The following is a 24844-nucleotide window of genomic DNA, read 5'->3' on the forward strand; positions in this document are numbered from 1 at the left end:
CTCATAACTAATTACTTATGATTAGTCCATTAGCATCTGTAGATTCTGCCGCAAAAATCGGTAAGAATGTAACCATTCAGCCTTTCGCTTACATCGAAGGAGATGTGGAAATCGGTGATGACTGCGTGATTATGTCAAATGCAAGTATCCTCAAGGGTACTCGCTTAGGTAAAGGAAATAAGGTACATCATGGCGCCGTACTGGGTAGTGAACCGCAAGATTTTCATTACACAGGCGAAGCAAGCCGGTTGATTATCGGTGACAACAACGACATTCGTGAAAATGTGGTTATCAGCCGTGCCACGCACGAAAGCGGATGTACGCGCATTGGCGATAATAACTATCTAATGGACGGTGTTCACCTCTGCCACGACGTGCAAATAGGCAATCACTGCGTACTGGGAATTAAGAGCACGGTGGCAGGCGACTGCCGCATAGACGACTGTACAATCCTGAGCAGTAACGTTATCCTGCATCAGAATTGCCACATCGGCAGTTGGGTATTGATTCAGGCAGGTTGCCGCATCTCGAAAGACGTACCGCCTTATGTTATTATGAACGGTAATCCGGCAGAATATCACGGTATCAATGCGGTGGTACTCCAACACAAGCATCAGGTTACCGAGCGTATCCTGCGTCATATCGTAAATGCGTACCGCCTGGTGTATCAGGGAAACTTCAGCATACAGGACGCTTTGCAGAAAATCGAAGATCAGGTTCCGATGAGCGACGAAATACATAACATCATCAACTTTATCCGCGACTCGAAAGGTATTGTAAAGTAGCCTCCGGTACATAAGGAAAGAACATACAGAGTGTAGCGAACGCCGTTCCCCGGCGAATTCGCTACACTCTTTTTTTATTGGGATGCGACCGGGTAAAAGTATATTTCCCCATATCGCAAAGTACTTATGGCTGCTACGCAATCTTAGAATAAAAGTTTCATTTATAAAAACCAAAGCTTTATTCTTATAAACCAAAGTCTAATTTATAAGAATAAAAGCTTTGTTTTAAGATTGCATGGCATCGGAACGGACTTTCCATCCCGGTACGGCAAGTTCTTAACAGGGAAAGTGGCGATTGCCACCTTATACTTTATTCAAAGCGTAACGCTCCAAAAAATTCCGGACAGTGGAAGTTCGGTTTTTCCAAATCAATGGGATTCCATGACAGAAAATGGGGAGTTTGCAACTTATCACCGCATTTATAGAAATTGGCACGGATAGTCTTACCGTCCAATGAGGTAATGTTATGCATAAAGAAAGCGGAATAAGGTATTACCAAGGCCACCTCCCAGCTGCATTCTCCTACCCGTTCCTCAAAATCCTCACGCCCCAAGGAAGACCAACGTTGCACTTTATCAAGAATTTCCTGCGACGCATGCCGGCGATCGGAGCGTCCGGCTCCCGCGCCGACAAGCAGCCGCCCCGCACAGTTACATTCCATATTGTAATATACTCCGTCTCCGGCAGGAATGGAGAAGAACTCCACACAGGCATCTTCCCAAACCGGTCCGTTGTCTTTGCCCGCGACCGCGCGTACGCTGGCCTCTTTCACTTTATAGTGAATCAGGATAGCATTGTCCGTATGGGCAATACGGAATTTAACGTCCGGGCAATATGGATATGCCGCCCAGTTCACCGTACTAATCGGCTGAAAAGCCACTTTTTCTTCATCCAACAGAGCAGGCACCGCTTCTACCGGTATATTTGCCATACTCACTTTCTTGACATCCAGTTCTTTCATTGTCTTATTTTTGGGAGTTAACGCGAATAAGGGCAAGACACAGCAGCCCATCATCGCCGCCATTATATACCTCTTTAAATGCATGAAGCTATGAATTTCTGCATTTCCGGAGTATGTTCCTCTACGCTTTGAAGCAGTTTGAATTGCGCCTTCGTGCGTACCAGGTTATGTTCCGGATATTGAATCTTATAATATGTATCGCCGTTGATATAATCGGCAAGGAAGCGTACGCACTGCATATAGGGGAACAGAGCGGCAGCATAGGGCAAGTTCTCTATCTCTATCGGCAGCAGGAAAGATTTGGCCGACTCCAGATAACCTTTTGTGAACGCCTTGAATATTTCCATATCGAAGTTCACATTCGCGAGGTCTTTATCATCTTCCAGTCCTGTATTGGCTCCCGAACGCAGGAAATCGCCAAAATCAGAAAAGACAAAGCTGGGCATTACGGTATCGAGGTCGATGACGCAAAGGACATTGCCGTTTTCATCAAACATCATATTATTGACTTTCGTATCGCAATGGCAAACGCGTTTGGGCAGCTTGCCTTCGCGATGCAGGCGTTCCGCCTTGCACATTTCATCGGCACGACGCTCTATCTCATCCAGAAAATACCGTACTTCCTTTACACGTCCGGCAGCGTCGGCCGCCACGGCATCGCGAAGTTGTTTCAGGCGGAATTCCATATTATGGAAATCGGGAATCGTCTCGCCCAGCTCATCGGGAATATCGGCAAGCATGGCCTGGAAATTGCCGAAAGCTACACCTGCATAATACGAATATTCGGGGTCGACCGTTTCGTATGTCCTGGCATTGGGAATAAACGCCATGACACGCCAATAATTCTCTCCGTCATGCCAATAAGTTTTTCCGGTATCGGCGGGAAGGAAACGCAACACTTTACGTTCAATGTCCTTCTCGCCTTTCTCTTCCAGTTTCTTACGGATATGAGTGGTTACGGCATCGATATTGGCCTGCAACATTTCCACATTTTGGAAGATGGCATGATTGATACGCTGCAATACGTAATCGGGGGTATCGGTTCCGAGCGTGCTTACTTTATAGGTGTCATTAATAAGGCCAGCCCCTAAAGGCTTGATTTCTTGAACTGTACCCTGCAATTGAAAATGAGATACGATAGATAAAAGGTCTTTCATGATAATAAATAGATTAATTTATGATACAAATATACGTTCTTTGCCACATATAATAAGTTTATTATTGTTCGATGAACATCCAAAAATATACATTTAAGCAGACATAACCGCAAAATCCAAATAATAAATGAGAATCTTTGTATAAAATATTCTTATATTTGTGACTGAAACCTTAAAAACAACTCAACGTGCAGAAGCTTATCATCAGATTATTCTTCATTTTAGCGAGCGCGGCTTTCGCAAATGTACATGGGCAGAACATCACCTTCAATCATCTTACCACCGACGACGGACTATCGCAGTTCTCTGTAAACAGCCTGTATGTCGATGAAAACGGAATTTTATGGATTGGTACGCGCGAAGGGTTGAACCGCTACAACGGAGAAGATATAAAAACCTACAAGCTACGGAAGAATGACCCCAACAGCCTTTTCTGTAATACGGTATCGCGCATTGTAGGCAATCACAACGAAAGAATCTATCTGCTCTGCACCGAGGGGGTGGCCGAATTCAACCTTTCCACCCAGAAATTCACAACTTTGCTGCAAGGTAATATCAGCAGCATTTACTACAATAACGGCCTTTTCATCGGTAAGAAAAATGAAGTCTACCGCTATAACGAGGAGACGGGCAATTTCGACCTTTACTATCAATTGCCCGGCGAAAACCTGGAAATCATTTGCATGCACATCTATAAAGGTTACTTATGGATGGGCACTACCACCAACGGCGTGTATCGCTTGGACATAGATAAAAAAGAACTGACACACCCCATTAAAAAAGGGAATATCACCAGTTTCTATCGCGACAGCGAAGGAGAACTTTGGATTGGCAGTTGGGAGGAAGGATTGTTCCATGTAAAAACAGACGGGAAAATCGAGAACTTCAGGTACGACGCCAAGAATCCGCACAGCCTTTCTTCCAACTTCGTACGAGCTTGTTGTGAGGACAATCTGGGCAATATATGGATAGGTACTTTCAACGGACTGAACCGCTACAACAAGAGTACCGGATTATTCCAGAACCACACCGCCAATGACATACAGACCGATGGCCTCACCCACTCTTCCATCTGGTGCATCGTAAAGGATAATCAAGGTACGCTCTGGCTGGGAACTTACTTCGGCGGTGTAAACTACTTCAATCCGGAATATGAAATCTACACCCGCTACTCCTATTCCTCCAACGAAAAGAAAGGGTTGAGCAATCCGGTTGTAGGACGTACCATCGAAGATAAAAACGGTAATCTGTGGATAGGTACCGAGGGCGGCGGACTGAATTATTACAACCGCCGCACACGCGAATTCAAATGGTACCGTCCTCAGGAAGGGCGCAACAGCATTTCGCATAATAATGTGAAAGCGCTTTATTATGACGCCGATAAAGAAATTATATGGATAGGTACTCATCTGGGCGGTCTTAACAAACTGGATATACGTTCAGGACATTTTACCCATTACCGCATGGAAGGGAACAATCCGCAATCACTCCCGTCGGATATTATCCGCGACATCACCCCCTACAAAGACCTTCTGATTATTGCCACGCAAAACGGCGTATGCCTCTTTAATCCCGCCAACGGGCAATGCCGGCAACTGTTTAAAGACAGTAAAGAGGGAAAATCCATTAAAATGGTAGCGGATGTCGTATTCGACTCGGAAGGTACATTATGGATTGCCGCCACCGGAGAGGGAGTATTCAGCTATCGTTTCGATACCCGCAAACTGACGAACTACCGTCATGATGCCGCCAATCCGAACAGCCTCAGCAATAATAATGTGAACAACATAACACAAGACAGCAAAGGAAACCTATGGTTTTCCACCTCCGGTAGCGGCCTCGATTTATACCGCCCTGAAACCAATGACTTCGAGAATTTCGACAAGGGGAAAAACGGCCTGGCCAGCGACTGTATCTATGAAACGCAGGAATCTCCCACCAGCGGTAAATTGCTGCTCATCACAAACGAAGGTTTTTCCATCTTTGATTACCGGAATAAAGATTTTAACAATTACAGCGCCGAGAACGGCTTCCCGCTGACAGCCGTCAATGAGAACGCGCTCTGCGTAACCCGTGACGGTGAGATTTTTCTGGGTGGTGTACAGGGTATGATTTCTTTCCACGAAATGGAGCTGAACTTCACCCCGAAACCCTATAAGATTATCCTCTCACGCCTCATCGTCAACGGGCAGGAAATCCATGTAGGAGACGAAACCGGCATCCTGCAACGCTCCTTGTGCCATACCGAAGAGATAACTCTCGATGCAGACCAGACCATGTTCAGCATAGAGTTCGCCACATCCAATTACATTCCGGCCAACAAAGACGATATTATTTACAAACTGGAAGGTTTTTCCAATGAATGGACAAGCACGCGCGGACTGCATACCATTACTTACACCAACTTGAATGCGGGCACCTACAAACTGCTCATTAAACCGGAAGGAAAAGATGAAAGCCTTTGTCCGCAAGTACCGCTTATCATCCATGTATTACCGCCATACTATAAAACAACGCTCGCCTACTTTATATATTTTATCATAACGGGAGTGGTTTTATGGTATTCGGTGCGCGCCTACAAGTCAAGAATCAAGCTGCGTGAGTCTTTGAAATACGAACAGAAGCATATTCAGGATGTAGAAGCGCTGAACCAGTCCAAATTGCGCTTCTTCACCAACATCTCGCATGAGTTCCGCACTCCGCTGACTCTTATCGTGGCTCAGGTGGAGACTTTGCTGCAATTACAGAACTTCACCCCCGCTATCTATAATAAAATATTGGGTATCTATAAGAACAGTATCCAGCTACGTGAGCTAATCACCGAATTGCTCGATTTCCGCAAGCAGGAACAAGGGCATATGAAAATTAAAGTCGGCCCGCACAATATCGTGAATTTCTTGTATGAAAACTATTTATTGTTCCTTGAATATGCCAGCGCAAAGCAAATTAACTTCAATTTCGAGAAAGGAACCGATGAACTGGAAGTGTGGTACGACCAAAAGCAGATGCAGAAAGTCATCAATAACCTCTTATCCAACGCCATCAAGCATACGGAAGCGGAAGATACCATTACGCTCAGCGTGAAGAAAGAAGAGAACAACGTCGTAATCCGCGTGAAAGATACGGGAAGCGGTATCGATGCCAAGGAAATCGATAAGATATTCGACCGTTTTTATCAGATAGACCCGATTAACTCCACCGATGCCGGCAAGAGCGGTACAGGTATAGGACTGGCTTTGACCAAAGGTATTGTGGAATTACATCATGGTACTATTCGTGTGGAAAGCGAGCTGGGTAAGGGCACGAGTTTCATCGTTACACTTCGCTTAGGCAATGAGCTCTTTACGGAAGAACAAATCAGCCGGAACCCGGATTGTGTGCGTCAGATTGAAATTCCCAAGCCGGAAACAGATGCCTTCCTGAAAACAGAACTGGAAGAAAATGCGCCCATCACACGCATTCCGGATGCCAAAATGTTGATTGTAGAAGACAATGAGTCCATTCGCGAGATGCTCGCCAATATCTTTAAGCCATTCTACCAGATATTGACGGCCGCCAACGGAGAAGAAGGCTGGCAGCTGGTACGCAGTGAGATGCCTTGCATTGTGGTGAGCGATGTGGTTATGCCCAAAATGTCGGGAACAGAGTTGTGCAAGCTCATAAAGAGCGATTTTAACACCTGTCACATCCCTGTGGTATTGCTCACCGCACGTACCGCCGTCGAGTTGAATATCGAGGGCTTGCGTATCGGCGCGGACGATTATATCACCAAACCGTTCCACACGAACTTACTGATATCCCGTTGCAACAATCTGGTGAACTCCCGCATCCTCTTGCAGGAAAAGTTCAGCAAACAGCCGCAAACAGCCGCACAAATGCTTGCCACCAATCCGATTGACAAAGACATTCTGGACCGTGCCATGGCTATCATCGAGCAGCATCTGGACGATACGGAATTTAATGTCAACGTCTTTGCCAGGGAAATGGCTATGGCGCGCACCAATTTGTTCACCAAGCTAAAAGCGATTACAGGACAGACCCCGAACGACTTTATACTGACTATCCGCTTGAAAAAAGGCGCTCTGATGCTGCGCAACAATCCCGAGCTGAACATTACGGAAATTTCCGATAAGATAGGATTCAGTTCCTCACGCTACTTCAGTAAGTGCTTTAAGGACATCTATCATGTCAGTCCGCTGGCTTATCGTAAGGGGGAAGAATCCGATAAAGACGAGGAAGAAGTAACAAGCGGAAGGTAAGGAGCGTATCTTTTTGTACTTTTTATGCTTCCGTGTGTACTCCTTTATACACACAGACCGGAAGATAGCGCATATCTTTGGACACAGAATCAAACTTTAAAGTCCAAAGGCTATGAAACATTTATCTAATCTTTTACCGTATCTTCCAAGTACGGTCCTTCTGATAGGATGTGGCAGCCCATCCAAACAGGAGGCGAAGAACGACCAACCCCAAAAGCCTAATGTTATCTATCTTATCGCTGACGACTTAGGCATCGGCGACCTTAGCTGTTATGGCGCCACTAAAGTAAGTACTCCGAATATCGACCGCCTTGCCGGTCAAGGCATGCAGTTTACCAATGCGTATGCCACCTCTTCCACAAGTACCCCCTCACGCTTCGGACTGCTGACAGGCATGTATCCCTGGAGACAGGAAAATACAGGTATTGCCCCCGGTAACTCCGAACTGATTATTGATACAGCCTGTGTCACAATGGCCGATATGTTCAAAGAAGAAGGCTATTACACCGGAGCCGTAGGCAAATGGCACTTGGGATTAGGCCCTAAGGGCGGAACGGATTTCAACCATGAAATCAAGCCGAACACGCAGGATATCGGCTTCAACTATGAGTTTATTATCCCGGCTACGGTAGACCGGGTTCCCTGTGTTTTTGTAGAAAACGCGCATGTTGTAGGACTTGACCCCAAAGATCCCATCACCGTCAATTATGACCATAAAGTAGGCGACTGGCCCACCGGACTTGAAAACCCCGAATTGGTAAAGATGAAACCCAGTCAGGGACATAATAACACCATTGTCAACGGTATCCCCCGCATTGGCTGGATGACCGGTGGAAAATCCGCTCTTTGGGTGGATGAGGATATTGCGGATGTCATTACCGGTAAAGCAAAAGATTTCATCGTTTCACATAAAAACGAACCGTTCTTCCTGTATATGGGCACGCAGGATGTGCACGTTCCCCGCGTTCCTCATCCGCGTTTTGCCGGAAAGAGCGGCTTAGGTCCGCGCGGTGACGTTATTCTGCAACTGGATTGGACTGTCGGAGAAATTATGCATACCCTCGACAGCCTGAATATTGCCGACAATACAATCTTCGTATTATGCAGCGACAATGGCCCTGTCATCGACGACGGCTATCAAGACCAAGCCTTTGAGCTCCTGAACGGACATACCCCCATGAAGCATTATCGCGGCGGCAAGTACAGCGCGTTCGATGCCGGAACCCGTATTCCGTTTATCGTCCGCTGGCCGAATGGAATCAAACCGGGCAAACAACAAGCGCTATTCTCCATGATTGATGTGTATGCCTCATTCGCAGCCCTGTTAAATCATGAACTTCCCGCAGGTGTAGCTCCCGACAGCCGTGACCAGCTAAACAACTTCCTCGGCACAGATACCATCGGATGTGACTATGTGGTACAACAAAACCTGAATAACACCCTATCCATCATTCAAAATAATTGGAAGTACATCGAGCCAAGCGATAAACCCGCTTTGGAATATTGGACAAAAATGGAAATGGGGAATAGTCCTAAGCCTCAGCTCTATAATCTATCTACCGATCCTTCAGAAAAGGAGAATATAGCCGAAGCTCATCCGGATAAGGTGAAAGAACTGTCCGCTTTGTTGAATGAAGTAAAAGGTGCGAAGGAACAGCAGGACAGCAAATAACAGGAATTCAATCTGTCCGTAGATAATGTACGAAATCAGATTATTTGCGGACAATTAGTGAATGTTTTCGCCTCAAATACTCTATACATTTGCGAGGTGATTTTCACTTTGATTCGAGTAAATCCAACTAAAAAAACAACCTTTTTTCAATAACCAATTAAATTAATATTTATGAAACAGAAATCTAAGCTACTAAAGACATTAGGTATTATGTTACTTTTTGTATTATTTGCCACCCAAGCAAATGCGCAAAATATTACAGTAACAGGTACAGTAAGTGACAATCTGGGCCCGGTCATCGGCGCCTCTATACAAGTGGAAGGAACCAGCAACGGATGTATCACGGACATTGACGGTAATTATAGCTTACCCAATGTTCCTTCCAACGCAACTCTGGTATTTTCGTATATCGGTTATCAGACACAAAAAGTGGCAGTAGCCGGAAAAACAAAAATCAATGTAAAACTGAGTGAAGACAGCCAATTACTGCAGGAAGTTGTAGTAGTAGGTTACGGCGTTCAGCGCAAGAGCGACTTGACAGGCGCGGTAGCTTCCGTGAAAACTGCAGATGCGTTAAAGAGTACTCCGACAGGTAACGTATCCGATGCCCTCCAAGGACGTATGGCCGGTGTGTCTGTTCTCTCCGGTTCCGGTGACCCGAGCGGTGACAATACAATCCGTGTCCGTGGTATTAACTCTATTACCGCAGAAACCGGTCCGTTGGTTGTTATCGACGGTTTCATCGGTGGTTCCCTTCAATCATTGAATCCTGCGGATATTGCTTCCATAGAAGTATTGAAGGATGCTTCCGCAACAGCTGTTTATGGTTCGCGCGGTGCCAACGGTGTTATTTTAGTAACCACCAAAAATCCTGAAAAAGATAAACTGACCGTATCTTTCAATGCATTCGCCAATATCAAAACCGTTGCCAAATATCCGGACAACCTATCTCCCTATGAATATGCCAACTTAGTAAATGATTACGGAAAAGAATATTTCGGTAAGGGAGATAATTATTATTACAGTCCGGAACAACTTGCGGCTTTCAAGTCCGGAAAAGCAGGCTTTGACTACTCGAAAGAAATATTCCGCAGTCCTGCCGTTACTCAAAACTATGAACTTTCTATTGCCGGCGGTGGTGAAAAAACAACATTTCTCGCCTCTCTCCGTTACCAAGACGATCAAGGTATCATTAAAGAATCAAGCAGCCAAATCTATAGCTGGCGTTTAAAAGTAGATACCAAAATTAAGAAATGGTTGAAAGCGGGTTTGAATATGTATGGTCACTACCGCGAAACAAGCAAGCCCCGTATCAGTGAATATGATGGATTGATACAACAAAGTATGTATTTTCCAAGTACCATCGAACCTAAAAATGAAGAGGGAGAATATAACAACAACTTCTTTGATGGCGGTAAAGCATATAATCCGATGGGGTACATATGGGAAGCCGACAATTCCAACAAAACTATAAATAACCGCATACAAGGCTATGTTCATTTTGACATTATAGATGGCTTGAGCTTCCGTTCTCAATTGGGTGTACTCTTCGACAACAGACTGAACACATCAGTAGAAAACGAACAAGGCTATTATTCTTACAAGAATAGTCTGACGCAAGGACAGGCACGCAGTTACTGGAATACTTCATGGTTAAACACCAACACGCTAAGCTATGTAAAAGAGTTTAATGAAAACCATCGTATCAACGCTACGGCGGTATTTGAACAATCGTATGATAACAACTACAACCACACCGGTACAGCCTACAATTTAGACTATATCGATATGATTGGCATCAACAATCTGGCATGGTCCGCATCAGATTTGGCAGCTATTGCATCCGACCGTACAATCAACACCTTGATGTCCGGTATGTTGCGCGTCAACTATGTATTCATGAACCGTTACATGCTTACCGCCTCTATCCGCGCCGACGGTTCTTCACGCTTGAAAGACAAGTGGAGTTATTTCCCCTCTGCCGCATTGGCTTGGGATCTAAAACAAGAAAGCTTCTTGAAAGACAATAGTTTTATCGACCAATTGAAACTTCGTTTAGGCTATGGTTCTGTAGGAAACCAGGCGGTAGAAGCGTACCGTATTTATTCCAAAATGGCTCCGGTGACTGTAACAAATGCAAGTGGAAACTCTGCCACAGCTTATAAAATAGACCGCCCGGCCGCTTCTTTCCTCAAATGGGAACGTAACGACCAATTCAATGTAGGAATTGATTTCGGAATTCTCAACGGCCGCATACGCTTAACCGCAGATTGGTACAGCAAATTATCCAAAGATATTCTGCTGGAAGTAGCGCGTCCTTCTCACATGGGTTATACTTCTATTCTTGACAACGCGGGAGAAATCAAAAACACCGGTGTTGAATTTACAATCAGTGCAGATCCGTTTACCGGTAAAGAATTCAATTGGCACACTGACTTAACTTTGTCTCACAACAAAGGTACATTCAATAAGATTCCGACAGCCAACCACCGCCAACAACAAGCCGGAAACTATCAAAACCAGATATTCCAGATGATTGAGGGAGAAAAATTAGGTTCGTTCTGGGGCTATACATTCGCAGGTATATGGCAGGAAGATGAAGTAAACGCTCCTTTCGTAGACGCCAACGGACAAACAAACGGTAAGACCAACGGTGAAGTTTATAAAGTAAAACCGGGTAACTCCAAATATGTAGACATCAACAAAGACGGAGTTTACAACGACGCAGACCAAGGAATTATAGGTTGCGGACAACCGACCTTTAACTGGGGTTGGAACAATACGTTCAATTATAAGAACTTTGACTTCTCGTTCTTCGTTGTAGGTTTCCACGGATTCGATATTTATAATGCCACTCACCAAATGGGATATAACTTAATTAAGAGCCAACAAGTAGCCGGGGTAACGCCTATGCGCGAATTATTGAATCGTTGGACACCTACCAATACCAACACCAACATACCGGGTTTCGTCAACGGCGGAACAGAAAATAAAGATTTCTTCAGCACACGCTTTGTTGAAAACGGCAGTTTCATCAAAATGAAAAGTATCACTTTGGGTTATACTCTCCCGGAAACAGCTTGCCGTGCATTAGGTATCACAAACCTGCGTGTATATGCTTCCGTACAAAACCCATTCCATATTACCAATTACTCAGGACTGGATCCGGAAGCTACTATGGGCAGTCCTTTGGTACAAGGTGTCGATTGGGGTTCCTATCCTAACAGCCGTAACTATTTGATCGGTCTGAATTTCTCATTCTAATGATTAACCTACTAAATAAGACTAATATGAAGAAATTAATATATTTAACAGCAATCACAGGTAGTTTGCTATTGACGACTTCTTGTGTAGACCTTACCCAAGAACCAGAATCATTTATCACAGAAGAACAATATTGGACTGCAATAGACCAAGCAAGTCTTCAAAAAGCCGCAGATGCTCTTTATAGCGATTTATGGCAAGGTAACTACGGATTTAACAGCCGCCTGCAACGTCTTAACGTATGTGCGGACGACATTACGTACCGTGCGGCCAAAGCCAATAACGAATTGGCATATTACGGAAGATTAACTCCTAATCTTACGGCCAATGATGCTGATTTCTCAACCACCTGGACACTGTTCTATAAAGTTATCAGCAGTTCCAATAAAATCATTAAAGGAACAACAATTCCGACAACAGAAGAGGAAGCCAAAGCATTCAAAGAGATTTTAGGTGAAGCCTACTTTATGCGCGGTCTTTCTTATTTCTATTTAACCCGTTTGTATGGTGACGTACCTTTGTTGATGGAAAACGATGAAATAACCATTACCATGCCACGAACTGCCGTTGCCGAAATCTATGACAAAGCCATTGTTCCCAGTCTTAAAACTGCAGCGGAATGGTTGCCTAACAAAGGACGCAGTAACAACTCCACACCTTCCAAATGGGCTGCAAAAGCTTGCTTGGCCGACGTCTATATGACAATGGCCGGATGGCCCTTGAACAAAGGAACCGAATATTACGGTCTGGCAGCAACCGAGGCCAAAGATATCATAGACAACGCCAATACCGCCGGTCTTAAACTGACAACCGAATATTCCGATTTATGGCTGGAAGCCAACAAAACGAAGAGTAACGAAGTAATGTTTGCCTTGCAACACAGCTCTAAGCATAAAATAGCAAGTAATTACGGTAAATCTTATTATCCGAGTGATTATGCTCCCAACGCCGGTTGGTCTGACTACTACGGTGACGAAGATTTCTTCCTGAGTTATCCCGAGGATGCACGCAAGGATTGGAACTATATGACGGAATGGCCCGTAAAAAGCGGGAAAAAAGATCCGGATGGCAAAGACATTCTTAAAACAATTCCTTATACTGAAAGCGCAGATAAGCTACCCGCTATCTCCAAATACTACAATTATGACGAAGGAGATCCCGGCAAAAGCGCGCAGGCAAACGGTATAACCTGTATCTACCGTTATGCCGAAGTACTCCTGATGTACGCCGAAGCTTCTACACGCGCAACCAATACGGTTAGTACAGATGCTTTGAATGCGATTCAGGAAGTACAGAAACGCGCAGACTATCCGGACAGAGGGATAGCATTAACTACGACTACCGATGCGGCTACCTTCCTGACAGCCGTATCCAATGAACGTGGTTGGGAATTCTTCGCTGAAATGAAACGCTGGTTCGAACTGGTTCGTCTGGAGAAAGTAAAAGACGTGCGTGCCGAGGAATGGGATGCTTCTCTTTTCAATGCGAATCATCATTATTACTTCCCTGTACCTTACCAGCAAATAGACCTTGCCGGTTGGACAAACAATGCAGGATACTAATTATACCACAAAACTTCTAACCTTATTTTTTATATCGGTAATCAAAAAAACAGACCTTAATTAATTTAACATGCAGAAAGGGAAGAGTTGTGAAATTCTTCCCTTTTTTCTAACTTTACATCCTCACTAACAATACACATTTATGAAAAAATACGGTTTATCCCTTCTTTGCTGTATATGTATATCTATAACAGCAATTGCGCAAAAAATAGAAAACCTGGTGGAATTAAAAAAAGAATCCGGCAACTGCTTATTTCATCACTTGGATAAGGCATCCCGCACACCGGCTTTCGAGTCTGAAGACTATTGGGTTTGGGGAAGTTCGGTGGTAAAAGGTGATGACGGAAAATACCACATGTTTGTATCTCGCTTTCCTAAAACATTGCCATTCCATCCGGGATGGATGGTAGCCTCCGAGATTGTACATGCGGTATCCGATGTACCACAGGGACCCTACCACTTTAGCGATGTAGCTCTGCCCGCACGCGGCGCACAATATTGGGATGGACATTCTACACACAACCCGCGTATCTTAAAACAAAACGGCAAATATTACCTTATTTACATGGGTTCCACTCATCCGTTTGCAGAGCCGGAATATGACCAACTTACCCTGGACAGCCCTTGGTGTACGGTCGCCCGCGCCAATAAACGGATAGGGCTGGCTATTTCCGATTCTCCTTATGGACCATGGAAACGTTTGGACGAACCAATCCTAAAGACCCAACCCGGTACATTCTACAGTTTTCTTACCTCAAATCCCTCTCCTATCATACAGGAAGACGGATCGATAATCATGATTTTCAAAGGGCGCCGCTACATCAACGGCTATCAACATTCAGCGATGAGCCTTGGAATAGCTTATGCTCCTCAAATAGAAGGTCCGTACAAAGTATTGAATAATAACCAGCCTATCTTTGAAGTAAACGGCCAAGGTGAGGCCGAAGACCCTTTTCTTTGGAAAGATTCTAACGGTTATCATATCATCTTCAAAGACCACGTAGCCAAATTTACAGGTGAACAAGGCGGTGGAGTCATGGCACATTCCAAGGATGGCATCCAATGGACCGTGGATAAAGCTCCCAAAGCCTATTCCCGCAGTGTGGAATGGGAAGATGGAAAGATAGAGATGCAAGGGCAATTGGAACGTCCTTTTATCCTTTTCGAAGACGGGAAACCCATTTATATCTTTTTCGCCACCATGGATGGTCCCGGTGGATTCGAAAATGCATCGCGCTCCTGGAATATGGTTATTCCTATTAAAGATAAGGAATAAAAGCGTATCTTTGCCCTTATGAACAATTTATTACCCATTCATTTCGCTCCGCTTCAAGGCTACACAGACGCAGCCTATCGGCAAGCCCATGCCCGCATTTTCGGTGGAATAGACACCTATTATTCCCCTTTCGTACGTGTGGAGCACGGTGAAATACGCCGGAAAGACGCACGTGATATACATCCGGAAAATAACCGGAACATACACTTGATTCCCCAACTGATTGCGTCGTGTCCCAATAAGTTAGAGCAGATAATGTCTCTTCTTACCGAGCATAATTATCAAGAAGCAGATATCAATCTGGGATGTCCTTTCCCCATGTTAGCCAAACGACATAACGGTGCCGGCATGCTGCCATATCCCGAAGAAGTAAAAGACCTGCTTACCGCCGCAATTGAACAATATCCCCAGATCCGTTTCTCCGTCAAACTTAGATTAGGTTGGGAAAATGCCAGCGAATGTATTGCGCTCTTACCGTTATTGAACGCACTCCCTCTGGCCCACATCATTCTGCACCCGCGTTTGGGAAAACAACAATATAAAGGAGAGGTGGATTTAAACGGATTTGAGGCTTTTTATGACGGATGCGACAAACCCTTGCTATATAATGGGGACTTGCATACAATAGAAGATATACAGATTATTACCGAACGTTTCCCGAAGCTGGCAGGGCTTGTAATCGGACGCGGCTTGCTCGCCAACCCGGCCTTGGCATGGGAATATCGACAAGGAAAGAAACTTTCTCCCGGCGAAATGGCAGCTAAAGTAAAACAGCTGCATACAGCAGTGTATAATAGCTATGAAGAGCAACTGCAAGGCGGTGAAATGCAGTTATTAATGAAAATGAAAAGCTTTTGGGAATATTTGCTACCCGATGGTGATCGCAAAGCGAAGAAAGTCATACACAAGACCGGTAAATTGGCCAACTACCAGGCGGCAGTAGACAGTTTACTCGCCTCATACAAATAAAACGAACAGAATCAGCAATGAACCCTAAAAGTTTTTATCCGGCTTTTAGGGTTCATTACCGATTTACATGCCCGGAATCAAATGTACCTCAGGACGAATTTGGGCTACACGATGCAGCTTCATCCACTCATTCAAATAAACGCGATGTTGTAATAGAATCTTCTGATACTTTTTTTCTATGGCTAAATTCCGCATTTCTCCGCGGTCATTGACCATATCATAAAGTTGCTCACGATAGAGCCCCTTATCATATAATACATATTTATAACGTGAAGTACGCAAAGCCCAACCACGGGCAATACCTTTATCGAATGTTGTTTCAGTAACTACGTAAGGCTGGTGTGCTTGCTGAGGATCAGCACTTTCAACTAAAGACTTAAAAGAAACGCCATGTAAGTTTCCGGGAAGAGAGATACCTGCCCAATCACATACGGAAGCGAAGAAATCAACGCCGCCATTAATGAGTTGGGGCATCTCTTTACCTGCATTTTGCTTTCCGGGAAGAGTCACTATCAAAGGTATATTCACCACTTCTTCATATAAGGCCGACTTCTGATTCCAATGATGCGCCCCTACGCCGTCACCATGATCGCTCGTAAAGATAACCACGGTGTTCTTCCACAATCCCAGCCTATCAATAGCATCAACAATCTTACCAATCTCGGCATCTACTTTCTCTACCAACCGAAAGTAAAGACTACGGTAACGCCGCCAATCATCAGGAGAATAGTGGCGGGTAGGATAAGCCGGATAATTCAATGTTTGCTCATAGTCGATGACATCGGCATCATAAGGATTACGGGCAAAATTAAGCGGTAGCCCGGGCCATTCATCTTGAGGAAGCTCAGGCAAGTTACCGAATGGCAGATTCTGACTACGTGCATATTCACAGATGTTATGAGGATTATCAAAACCTACCACCAAAAAGAAAGGTTTGGAATGTTTCTGTCCAAGAAAAGAAACGGCAGCCTCCGCCAGTCCATTATCATTATGCGGATGAATAGTAGAAAATCCGAACTCTTTATCAGGCATAGAAGGAGTATGTACGTACCATTTCCCGGCATAAGCACATTCATAACCGGCATGTTGCATCAACCAGCCTAAACTATTGGTACGCAAGGAGTCGGCCATAGGTACATTGTTGCGGGACAGACCAACCTCATGAGATGTATACCCTGTAAACATAGATGCTCTGGAAGGTCCGCTCAAAGGAGCGGAACAATAAGCATTCCTAAACAGAACTCCCGACTGTGCCAAGCAATCCATATTAGGTGTATGCAAATCCGTATTCCCCACACAGCTCATGGCGGAAGCAGTCTGCTGGTCGGTTACAATATAGATGATATTCGGCAAGTCCTTTGCCCCTACCAGAGAAGGGGCAAAGGCGGTTGCACACAACATGATATTTTTTAATTCTGTCATAGTAAAGAAACCGATTAAAGTTTATTTACGTAATAACTCTACATCAAAACTTGCCGCATCCTTACATGTAAAACGTAGCACGGTTTGTTTTTTATCTGCTGAAACAAGTTTGCAATACGGCGTTTCCGCTACTTGCCACAAGCCTTTCAATGTAACGGTTACAGGAATTTCTCCACTCTCATCATCAATCCACGGACGTGAATAGATGCTCCGTTCAATCCGTTTGCCGTCTTTATCAAAGGCCTCATCACTCGGACCACGGTACAATGCCAAGTCCGGTTGAGAAACAGTCAGTAACAATTTCTCTTTATTCTCACGAATCATGACCAAGCAGGAAGTATCCGCCTTTTGTAACAAACCGTCCGCTGGAAGCATTTGGGGAGTTTCAAACAAAACATAAGAAGTAAGATTATCCGTCAGTGAACGAACGATATGCGCATTACGGTCTTGCTGAAGAACTTTATAAGAAGGTTTCTTCGCAAATGCTTTCAAAGAAACGGCATCCGTACGAGGTAATACGGCATATTCGTAAGAAGCGCCCTTCGGAGCCTTGCCATGTTGCAACGTCAAAGAAACCCAATCGCCTGAAGTAGGCTTCGTACTGCGTTCTCCTACGGTAACTTGCGGAAAATTCTTTTCATATTTCGCGCTTGCCACAGAGGCTTTGGCAAGGTAATACCCTACCCCGTTCGGATCAATATAAGTCTGCCCGTCACTCTTGTAATTATTCCAGTATTGATGGTTTTCGGGAGTAATAGCCGCTAACTGGAAAACGGTAGTCTCTGTAGGAAACTCTGCATTCGTATTCTCAATGTCTGTACCCAAACATACTATCGTACCATCAAAAAAGTGGAAAGACTTACGAGCACGATGCGAACCATTGTACTTGTCATGCTCGTGCAATTTCATACCGAAGTTACCGTTCAAGCGCGCTTGGGACAAGCCACCGGCAAAAGCCTCATCGGAATAGAGCATTTCTTCCATACCCGAATAGATGTCCACGTTCAATACGTTGGCGCGCAACTGTTCAAAAGGCAGATGAATACTCGTCGTACCCGGAATACGGTTCCAATCAAAACCATTCTCCTGCCAACCACCGGTAGCAAAAGTCACCATTTCATCGGGTTTGCCTGTCAGTATCTGCATACTGCCATGCGCCAGATAACGACCGTAAAAATTGGCAGGAAGATAATGCTCGGCAGCCCACAAATAGCGGGAATGTCCACGTACGACAGCCGCCCAATTATCCCGGCGCTGTACAGAAACACAACCGTAGCCTAATGCAAGATTACCCTGCGGGTCAGGTTCAGGACGAAAACCTTGCGCTTCAAGTAATTCTTTCATCTTCAACTCCTGCCGGGTAGAAGCCTTTGGCAAATAATCGGGGGCATCCTTATCCGACGTATTGGAATAAGCCGTCAAACGCAGATAGGCAGCCGCCATATCGGCATCGTATTTCTGCTTGCCATCCGGTGTACCGGCAATAGCCATAGTGGCATACTGAATAGGTATCAGCTCTCCTTTTCCGTTAGGGTGACGACCGGACATAGAAAGAGACCATTGCTTCAAATTACAATAAAACCGCATCGTGAGCAATACATTCTTGACCGTGGAGTGTGCCAGTTCGGAAACCTTGAACTCAGTTCCGCTCAACAGATAAATCATATTCGTAGCCCCGTCCAAGCCGCCAACAGCATAGGCAGGATAGTTGTTACGATGATGGAAACAAGCCCCATCTTTCTTGAAAGAACCGGACAAACCTTGAGCCGGCCGGCATCCATAATCCAACCAGCGCGAGAAAGAACGCAGATATTGCAGTTTTTCCGGGGTATCTTCCATAATCAGAATACTTGCCATACGTCCTTGAGTCTGCGTATTGAAAGAGTCTATATCTATACCGTTTACGGTAGGTTTAGGATAAACCTCGTTAGTGATGGCATACCAGCGCAGGGTACGTTCGGCTTCATTCAACTTACCGGCCTCATTCAATACCTCTTTCATCAAGAAATAGGCCACATACAGACCGCGCATGCTGTAACCGTAGTGGTGGATATTTCCCCAGCAACTGCCGTAGGCCACACCCTGGTCGGTAATATGATCGTACATAGCGAGGAACTTTTGCTTCAACTCATTCTGTATAGCGACATCCGTCGCATTGTTATAAGCAACGGCTATGCGCTTCATCAGTTTGAAGTATTCATCCATTTCCATGCCCAGTTTGGTAAACATATCCTTATCCCAATCCGGTATCATACGTTCGTAAGCTTCCGACTGACGTACCATGAAGATAGGCAGACCGCTCACCTTACCGTTTCTATATGTAATCTTGTAGAAGTCGTATTGCTTACGAATAGCCGCCATTTCCTTATCCGACAACTTGCCGGGTGTATAAAGCATATCTCTGAAGCGTTTCTCTATCACCCTCATTTCCTGTTTCTGCACATCGCTTACCGGAGTCAAGGCTATATCCGGTTTCCATAAAGAATGTTCGTAAATAACAAGCCAATGATTGGTAGTTCCCTTATTCACAAAAGGGACTTGCACGTCAGCCGTCTGCTGGCGGGCATCCACCTTGCTGGCGGGTATGATATGATCCAAATACAGCTTCCCTTCACTATCGGGAGCAATAATACGGATTTCGTTCATCCCCTCTTCCGGTGTCCCCACCATATCACGTTCATAACATACCCACGCTGCACGCCAACCGGTAAAGTTGATTCCGAACGGGAAAGAAGTGCATTTCTTTCCGTCCTTTAAAAACTCAAACTCTATCTTTTTGTCTTGTGCCTGTTCATTGTACACCCATACAATGAAAGCGGAGAGATAGGTATCCTTCCCGGTAGGATCTTTCTTCTCGAACTTCAAATCCTTTTTGATAGAGAGCACAGCCCCCGGATTAAATGTCCAGCTCAAACTATGCAAACCGTCTTTATAATGTTCGTCACTGATTTCTAAACGGGATTCCGTTCCCGAAATAAACACCGGTATTTGCCGGTCTTCAAAAGAAAGTAGTTTTTCGTTCTTTACTACCTGAGCTTCTACACTTACCGGCAATAAAGTTCCAAGGAGCATCCCCACTCCCATTGTCCATTTACTAAATTGCATCATATTTATTCATTTAAGGTTACTATAATACCGTTTACAAAGAAAACCCTCTTTCAGGAAAAAGAGGGGCATAAATCGTACAGAAGAGGTCTAAAAATGTTATAGCCTCTCCCTGCAAAGTACAGAACAGCGATTACTGTTCTGTGTACAAAAGCAAAAATTAATCAGTTAGGGATGAAGTTCCTCGAAGCTTTTATTTTCTTCCTGCATTGTGCGGACAGTTTCTTCCAGTTCGCTGACAGGCAAATCAAAGTTATACCAATCGTTATAGCAGTCGGTGACGTACCATTTACCACCTATCAATTCAAAAACAACACGAAGCGAAGGTTCCGACTCATCATACCCCGCTTCAAACTCTTTATGGGCCGGTTCATCACGGGTGAAACGGGAAATATAGATTCCCCCTTCCTCCTCCGTAATCCTTCCCTCTTGCAGAGTTTCGCTATCCAGCAATGCCCATTTATCGCGGGTAAAAGGAAATGTTTGCTCCGTCTCACCATCGTCTTTCAACAAAACAATAGGAGATTTTAAAGGAAACTTAATGCGGGAGTACTGAAATGAAGCGCTGGACGTGAATTTCCGGAGAAACGTCTTGAAATCCTCTCCGCCCGCCAGACTGTTGGCAGTCGAGAACATAAGCGCCGTACACAGACAAAAAACAAAGTAAATTGCCTTCATATAGATACGAATTATTTCGATTCAGGGTACAAATATACAACAAGTCAGGAATTTACAATGAAAAGCCGACAGGAATTTATATCATGCTACCGCTGACTCTTTAAATACTCATATCCGAAACGGCAATGCAGGCAATCTTTCTTGTCACAGTACTCCTTTTGGAGCTGAAGCAATGCTTGCGAGTCCGCCGCTGTATAGACGGGCAACCCTGCACCGCTCCATAAGCGGGTAACATGATTATTCTCCGCTTTCAACGTTTCAAGGAAACGGGTAGCACGTTCGCAAAGTTCCTTATCCACCTTATGCATTCCGTAAGTATAAAGAAAAGGTATGACGGTGTTGATAAGAATAAGGTTCAAGGCATTCTCCCCCAACCGTTTTTCCCGGTGAGGCGAAGCCTTTTTAAATGTGAAATGCTCTTCCCAATAAGTTGAGGTCTGCGCCGATAATATTTTCTTTACATCTTCCGGCGTTTCGGCCGCCATGACGCGTGAAAACAAAGACTGTTCCTTATGATACAACCAGGCAAGTTGCGCCAAACGCACATGAGGGAAATTACCGGGACGCAGTCGCAGAAAACTCCACAAGTCGCAGGTCATAGGTACAGGCAATTCGAATTTATGTTGCAAATAATGAAATTCTTTTCGAAGTTTCTGATGGTAACTATCCTCTTGAAAATCTTCTTCCAAAAGTCCCGCCTGTCCTAAAAAGAACGCCTCTACCTGAAAAAGGCTGTCCCGATGTTTGTCCACCGCACGGAACGGCAGATGATTGGCCCATGCTTCAAAGGCATCACCATTCAACCCGAAACCCAAATTACGGGCAAGGGTAATAAAAAATACGTCCTCCCAATGATTATTGCAACGTTCCAAGCGTGCGATAACGGCTTGCGCCTTCTGTTCAAAACGCTCTACCTGCAAAGCCGACAACCAAGAATGAACAGTCAGTTTCGGAAGGGAAGCAAGGATGGAATAGCAAGGAGGATATATCTCCGCCTGTTGCAACTCATCATAACGCTGCCGGACATTGTCAGGGCAGCGCAACAATAGCTGAGGAACAATATCACCGTTCGTATGATACACCTCGCAGTCCGAACCGCCCACCACATACAGGATAACATTATCGTAGGCTTTATCCCGGTCGTGTCCATGACGAAACCAGTCCGAAGCCTGCGTATGCAACTCGACGTTACCTACCCAAAGCGTACCGTCTATTTTTAATTTCGCGTTAAAGAAGTCGGGGCCTGCATCAGTATTCGGCAAACCGGGTTCTATCACTTCGACCGGCTGTCCGGAGGTCGTCTGGAGTGGCATTAAAGGAAATATCTTATGCTTCCAGACGTAATGCAGCAATTGTTCCATTGTTAACAAGACGTTAATGTTGTGTACAAATGTAAGAAAAAGATTACCTTTGCGACGTATAGTTTGTTGATAAACTGAATAAAAACCAAAGAAACAATGAAAATAGCACTAATCGGTTACGGAAAAATGGGCAAGGAGATTGAGAAAATCGCCTTGAGCCGCGGACACGAAATTGTCAGCATCATCGATATCAATAACCAGGAGGATTTTGAATCGGACGCATTCAAGAGCGCCGACGTTGCCATAGAGTTTACCAATCCAATGGTAGCCTATAACAATTATATGAAAGCTTTCAAAGCCGGCGTAAAATTGGTTTCGGGCAGTACGGGCTGGCTGGAGGAGCACGGCGAAGAGGTCAGGAAACTCTGTACCGAAGGCGGCAAGACACTGTTCTGGTCATCCAACTTCAGTTTGGGAGTAGCCATATTCTCGGCTGTCAACAAATACCTGGCAAAGATTATGAACCGTTTCCCCGCTTATGACGTAACGATGAGCGAAACGCACCATATACATAAGCTGGACGCTCCAAGCGGTACTGCCATTACCCTTGCCGAGGGTATTTTGGAAAACCTCGACCGCAAAGACCGTTGGGTGAAAGGCACGCTGCAAGCACCGGACGGAAGCGTATCGGGCTCTGCCGAATGTGCAGCCGACGAGCTGCCTGTCAGCTCTATCCGCGAAGGAGAAGTACCGGGCATTCACAGCATCCGCTATGATTCCGAGGCGGACAGCATCACCATCACCCATGATGCCAAAAACCGCAGCGGCTTTGCCTTAGGAGCCGTATTGGCTGCAGAATATACCGCCGGCAAACAAGGTTTCTTAGGTATGAGCGATTTATTCCCATTTTTAAAAGACTAAAGTAGTATGAGAAAAGCAACACGCGCCCAATGGATTAAGTTCGGCATAATCACCTTACTTTATCTTATTTTCCTTGTCTGGGTAAAAAGTTGGTGGGGACTGGTTATCATTCCTTTCATATTTGACATTTATATCAGTAAAAAGATACCTTGGGGATTTTGGAAGAAATCCAAGAATCCGGCAGTACGCGGTATCATGAGTTGGGTGGACGCCATTGTTTTCGCATTGGTAGCGGTCTACTTTGTAAATATCTACATATTCCAGAACTATCAGATACCTTCATCTTCCCTGGAGAAATCATTGTTGGTAGGCGACTTCCTTTACGTAAGCAAGATGAGTTACGGTCCGCGCGTACCGAATACACCGCTCTCCATGCCGCTGGCACAACATACGCTGCCGATATTCAATACCAAATCGTACATTGAATGGCCGCAATGGAAATATAAACGCGTACCGGGCTTCGGAAAGGTGAAGCTGAACGATATTGTCGTGTTCAACTTTCCGGCAGGCGATACGGTAGCGCTCAACAGGCAGCAAGAAGACTTTTACAGTCTGGCTTACAGGGAGGGACAACGCGTATATCCCAATAAAATCAATATGGACAGCCTGACGCGCGACCAGCAGCGTACCGTCTACGACCTCTACTACAATGCCGGTCGCAATCTGATCCGTACCAATCCGCAAATGTATGGCGATATTGTAGTACGTCCAGTGGACCGCCGCGAGAATTATGTAAAGCGTTGCGTCGGTTTGCCGGGAGATACCTTGCAGATAAAGGATACACAAGTGTATATCGATGGAAAAGCCATTGAGAATCCGGAAGATATGCAGCTCAACTATTTTGTGCAGACCACGGGTCCGTACATACCGGAAAATATGTTCCGCGAACTGGGAATCAGCAATGACGACCAGATATTGATGACCGATGACTTCAATTATGAGGAAGGGCTTATGCAGATGGGGCTGGACCGCCGTGATGCCCAAGGCAGGCTGACTCCCGTTTATCACTTGCCTCTTACCAAGAAAATGTACGATACGCTTATCGGCAACAAAAAGTTGATCAGCCGTATCGTTATGGAACCGGAAAACCTATCGGGACAGATGTATCCGCAAAATCTCCATACAAAGTGGACGCGAGACAACTACGGTCCTATATGGATACCGGAAAAGGGTGCTACCATTACCTTGACCAAAGACAACTTACCGGTTTATGAACGTTGTATCGTTGCCTATGAAGGCAATACACTGGAACAAAAACCGGACGGCATCTATATCAACGGAGAAAAGACGGATACCTACACTTTCAAGCTGGATTATTACTGGATGATGGGCGATAACCGCCATAATTCTCTCGATTCCCGTTATTGGGGCTTTGTACCGGAAGACCACGTGGTAGGCAAACCTATCGTCGTTTGGCTGTCGTTAGACAAAGACCGCGGCTGGTTCGACGGAAAAATCCGTTGGAACCGAATCTTCAAATGGGTACATTGATACAGTAATTAAGAGTTAGCG

At 45.1% G+C, this 24844-nt stretch carries 15 protein-coding genes; 9 read left to right on the forward strand and 6 right to left on the reverse strand.

The annotated features are described in order from the left end of the window. The first annotated feature begins 17 nt into the window (after positions 1-17). Positions 18-785: an acyl-ACP--UDP-N-acetylglucosamine O-acyltransferase gene (gene lpxA, locus I2F54_RS07890; protein WP_009120240.1), complete on the forward strand. Its 768-nt coding sequence runs from the start codon at positions 18-20 to the stop codon at positions 783-785. A gap of 310 nt (positions 786-1095) precedes the next feature. Here lpxA and I2F54_RS07895 read toward each other — a convergent pair whose 3' ends face one another. Together I2F54_RS07895 and I2F54_RS07900 are read right to left on the reverse strand one after the other, a co-directional pair. Further along, positions 1096-1797, reverse strand: coding sequence for a carbohydrate-binding family 9-like protein (locus I2F54_RS07895; protein WP_410518263.1), 702 nt, complete (start codon positions 1795-1797; stop codon positions 1096-1098). 23 nt (positions 1798-1820) lie between these two features. Continuing rightward, positions 1821-2903 carry a phosphotransferase enzyme family protein gene (locus I2F54_RS07900; RefSeq protein ID WP_195500911.1) on the reverse strand — a complete coding sequence of 361 codons (1083 nt, stop codon included), beginning with the start codon at positions 2901-2903 and terminating at the stop codon, positions 1821-1823. Between the two features lie 188 nt (positions 2904-3091). Between I2F54_RS07900 and I2F54_RS07905 the strand changes: the two genes are divergently transcribed. The 6 genes from I2F54_RS07905 to I2F54_RS07930 all read left to right on the forward strand — a co-directional run bounded on the left by I2F54_RS07905 (position 3092) and on the right by I2F54_RS07930 (position 15905). Continuing rightward, a complete protein-coding gene (locus I2F54_RS07905) occupies positions 3092-7162 on the forward strand; it encodes a hybrid sensor histidine kinase/response regulator transcription factor (RefSeq protein WP_195500912.1) in 4071 nt (1356 codons plus the stop codon). A gap of 112 nt (positions 7163-7274) precedes the next feature. Next, positions 7275-8834 (forward strand): sulfatase-like hydrolase/transferase, encoded by a 1560-nt coding sequence (locus I2F54_RS07910; protein WP_087426136.1) that lies wholly within the window; start codon positions 7275-7277, stop codon positions 8832-8834. Positions 8835-9005: 171 nt separating this feature from the next. Further along, positions 9006-12098 (forward strand): SusC/RagA family TonB-linked outer membrane protein, encoded by a 3093-nt coding sequence (locus I2F54_RS07915; RefSeq protein WP_195500913.1) that lies wholly within the window; start codon positions 9006-9008, stop codon positions 12096-12098. A gap of 26 nt (positions 12099-12124) precedes the next feature. Beyond that, positions 12125-13660 carry a RagB/SusD family nutrient uptake outer membrane protein gene (locus I2F54_RS07920; protein ID WP_195500914.1) on the forward strand — a complete coding sequence of 512 codons (1536 nt, stop codon included), beginning with the start codon at positions 12125-12127 and terminating at the stop codon, positions 13658-13660. A gap of 142 nt (positions 13661-13802) precedes the next feature. Continuing rightward, on the forward strand, positions 13803-14936 hold the full coding sequence (locus I2F54_RS07925; protein ID WP_195500915.1) for a glycoside hydrolase family protein: 1134 nt from the start codon (positions 13803-13805) through the stop codon (positions 14934-14936). Positions 14937-14954: 18 nt separating this feature from the next. Next, positions 14955-15905, forward strand: coding sequence for a tRNA-dihydrouridine synthase family protein (locus tag I2F54_RS07930; protein WP_195500916.1), 951 nt, complete (start codon positions 14955-14957; stop codon positions 15903-15905). A 63-nt stretch (positions 15906-15968) separates the two neighbouring features. Here the strand turns inward: I2F54_RS07930 and I2F54_RS07935 are convergent, their stop codons facing one another. The 4 genes from I2F54_RS07935 to I2F54_RS07950 all read right to left on the reverse strand — a co-directional run bounded on the left by I2F54_RS07935 (position 15969) and on the right by I2F54_RS07950 (position 22471). Continuing rightward, positions 15969-17327, reverse strand: coding sequence for a sulfatase family protein (locus I2F54_RS07935; protein ID WP_195500917.1), 1359 nt, complete (start codon positions 17325-17327; stop codon positions 15969-15971). A 21-nt stretch (positions 17328-17348) separates the two neighbouring features. After that, positions 17349-20435 (reverse strand): chondroitinase family polysaccharide lyase, encoded by a 3087-nt coding sequence (locus I2F54_RS07940; RefSeq protein WP_195500918.1) that lies wholly within the window; start codon positions 20433-20435, stop codon positions 17349-17351. 165 nt (positions 20436-20600) lie between these two features. Then, entirely contained in the window at positions 20601-21110 is a 510-nt protein-coding gene (locus I2F54_RS07945) for a DUF4348 domain-containing protein (protein ID WP_195500919.1), read from the reverse strand. Positions 21111-21196: 86 nt separating this feature from the next. Next, positions 21197-22471, reverse strand: coding sequence for a DUF2851 family protein (locus I2F54_RS07950; RefSeq protein WP_195500920.1), 1275 nt, complete (start codon positions 22469-22471; stop codon positions 21197-21199). Positions 22472-22567: 96 nt separating this feature from the next. Here I2F54_RS07950 and dapB point away from each other — a divergent pair, with 96 nt between their 5' ends. After that, positions 22568-23332 (forward strand): 4-hydroxy-tetrahydrodipicolinate reductase, encoded by a 765-nt coding sequence (gene dapB, locus I2F54_RS07955; RefSeq protein ID WP_009120227.1) that lies wholly within the window; start codon positions 22568-22570, stop codon positions 23330-23332. A gap of 6 nt (positions 23333-23338) precedes the next feature. Continuing rightward, positions 23339-24823: a S26 family signal peptidase gene (locus I2F54_RS07960; RefSeq protein ID WP_195500921.1), complete on the forward strand. Its 1485-nt coding sequence runs from the start codon at positions 23339-23341 to the stop codon at positions 24821-24823. Positions 24824-24844 lie beyond the last annotated feature (21 nt).

This window comes from Bacteroides clarus (assembly GCF_015555825.1).
GTDB lineage: Bacteria > Bacteroidota > Bacteroidia > Bacteroidales > Bacteroidaceae > Bacteroides > Bacteroides clarus.

Excerpts from the sequence above, each read along its gene's own strand:
- lpxA (WP_009120240.1), top strand. The coding sequence starts at position 18 with ATGATTAGTCCATTAGCATCTGTAGATTCTGCCGCAAAAATCGGTAAG.
- I2F54_RS07895 (WP_410518263.1), bottom strand. The coding sequence starts at position 1,797 with ATGGGCTGCTGTGTCTTGCCCTTATTCGCGTTAACTCCCAAAAATAAG.
- I2F54_RS07900 (WP_195500911.1), bottom strand. The coding sequence starts at position 2,903 with ATGAAAGACCTTTTATCTATCGTATCTCATTTTCAATTGCAGGGTACA.
- I2F54_RS07910 (WP_087426136.1), top strand. The coding sequence starts at position 7,275 with ATGAAACATTTATCTAATCTTTTACCGTATCTTCCAAGTACGGTCCTT.
- I2F54_RS07915 (WP_195500913.1), top strand. The coding sequence starts at position 9,006 with ATGAAACAGAAATCTAAGCTACTAAAGACATTAGGTATTATGTTACTT.
- I2F54_RS07920 (WP_195500914.1), top strand. The coding sequence starts at position 12,125 with ATGAAGAAATTAATATATTTAACAGCAATCACAGGTAGTTTGCTATTG.
- I2F54_RS07925 (WP_195500915.1), top strand. The coding sequence starts at position 13,803 with ATGAAAAAATACGGTTTATCCCTTCTTTGCTGTATATGTATATCTATA.
- I2F54_RS07930 (WP_195500916.1), top strand. The coding sequence starts at position 14,955 with ATGAACAATTTATTACCCATTCATTTCGCTCCGCTTCAAGGCTACACA.
- I2F54_RS07935 (WP_195500917.1), bottom strand. The coding sequence starts at position 17,327 with ATGACAGAATTAAAAAATATCATGTTGTGTGCAACCGCCTTTGCCCCT.
- I2F54_RS07940 (WP_195500918.1), bottom strand. The coding sequence starts at position 20,435 with ATGATGCAATTTAGTAAATGGACAATGGGAGTGGGGATGCTCCTTGGA.
- I2F54_RS07945 (WP_195500919.1), bottom strand. The coding sequence starts at position 21,110 with ATGAAGGCAATTTACTTTGTTTTTTGTCTGTGTACGGCGCTTATGTTC.
- I2F54_RS07950 (WP_195500920.1), bottom strand. The coding sequence starts at position 22,471 with ATGGAACAATTGCTGCATTACGTCTGGAAGCATAAGATATTTCCTTTA.
- dapB (WP_009120227.1), top strand. The coding sequence starts at position 22,568 with ATGAAAATAGCACTAATCGGTTACGGAAAAATGGGCAAGGAGATTGAG.
- I2F54_RS07960 (WP_195500921.1), top strand. The coding sequence starts at position 23,339 with ATGAGAAAAGCAACACGCGCCCAATGGATTAAGTTCGGCATAATCACC.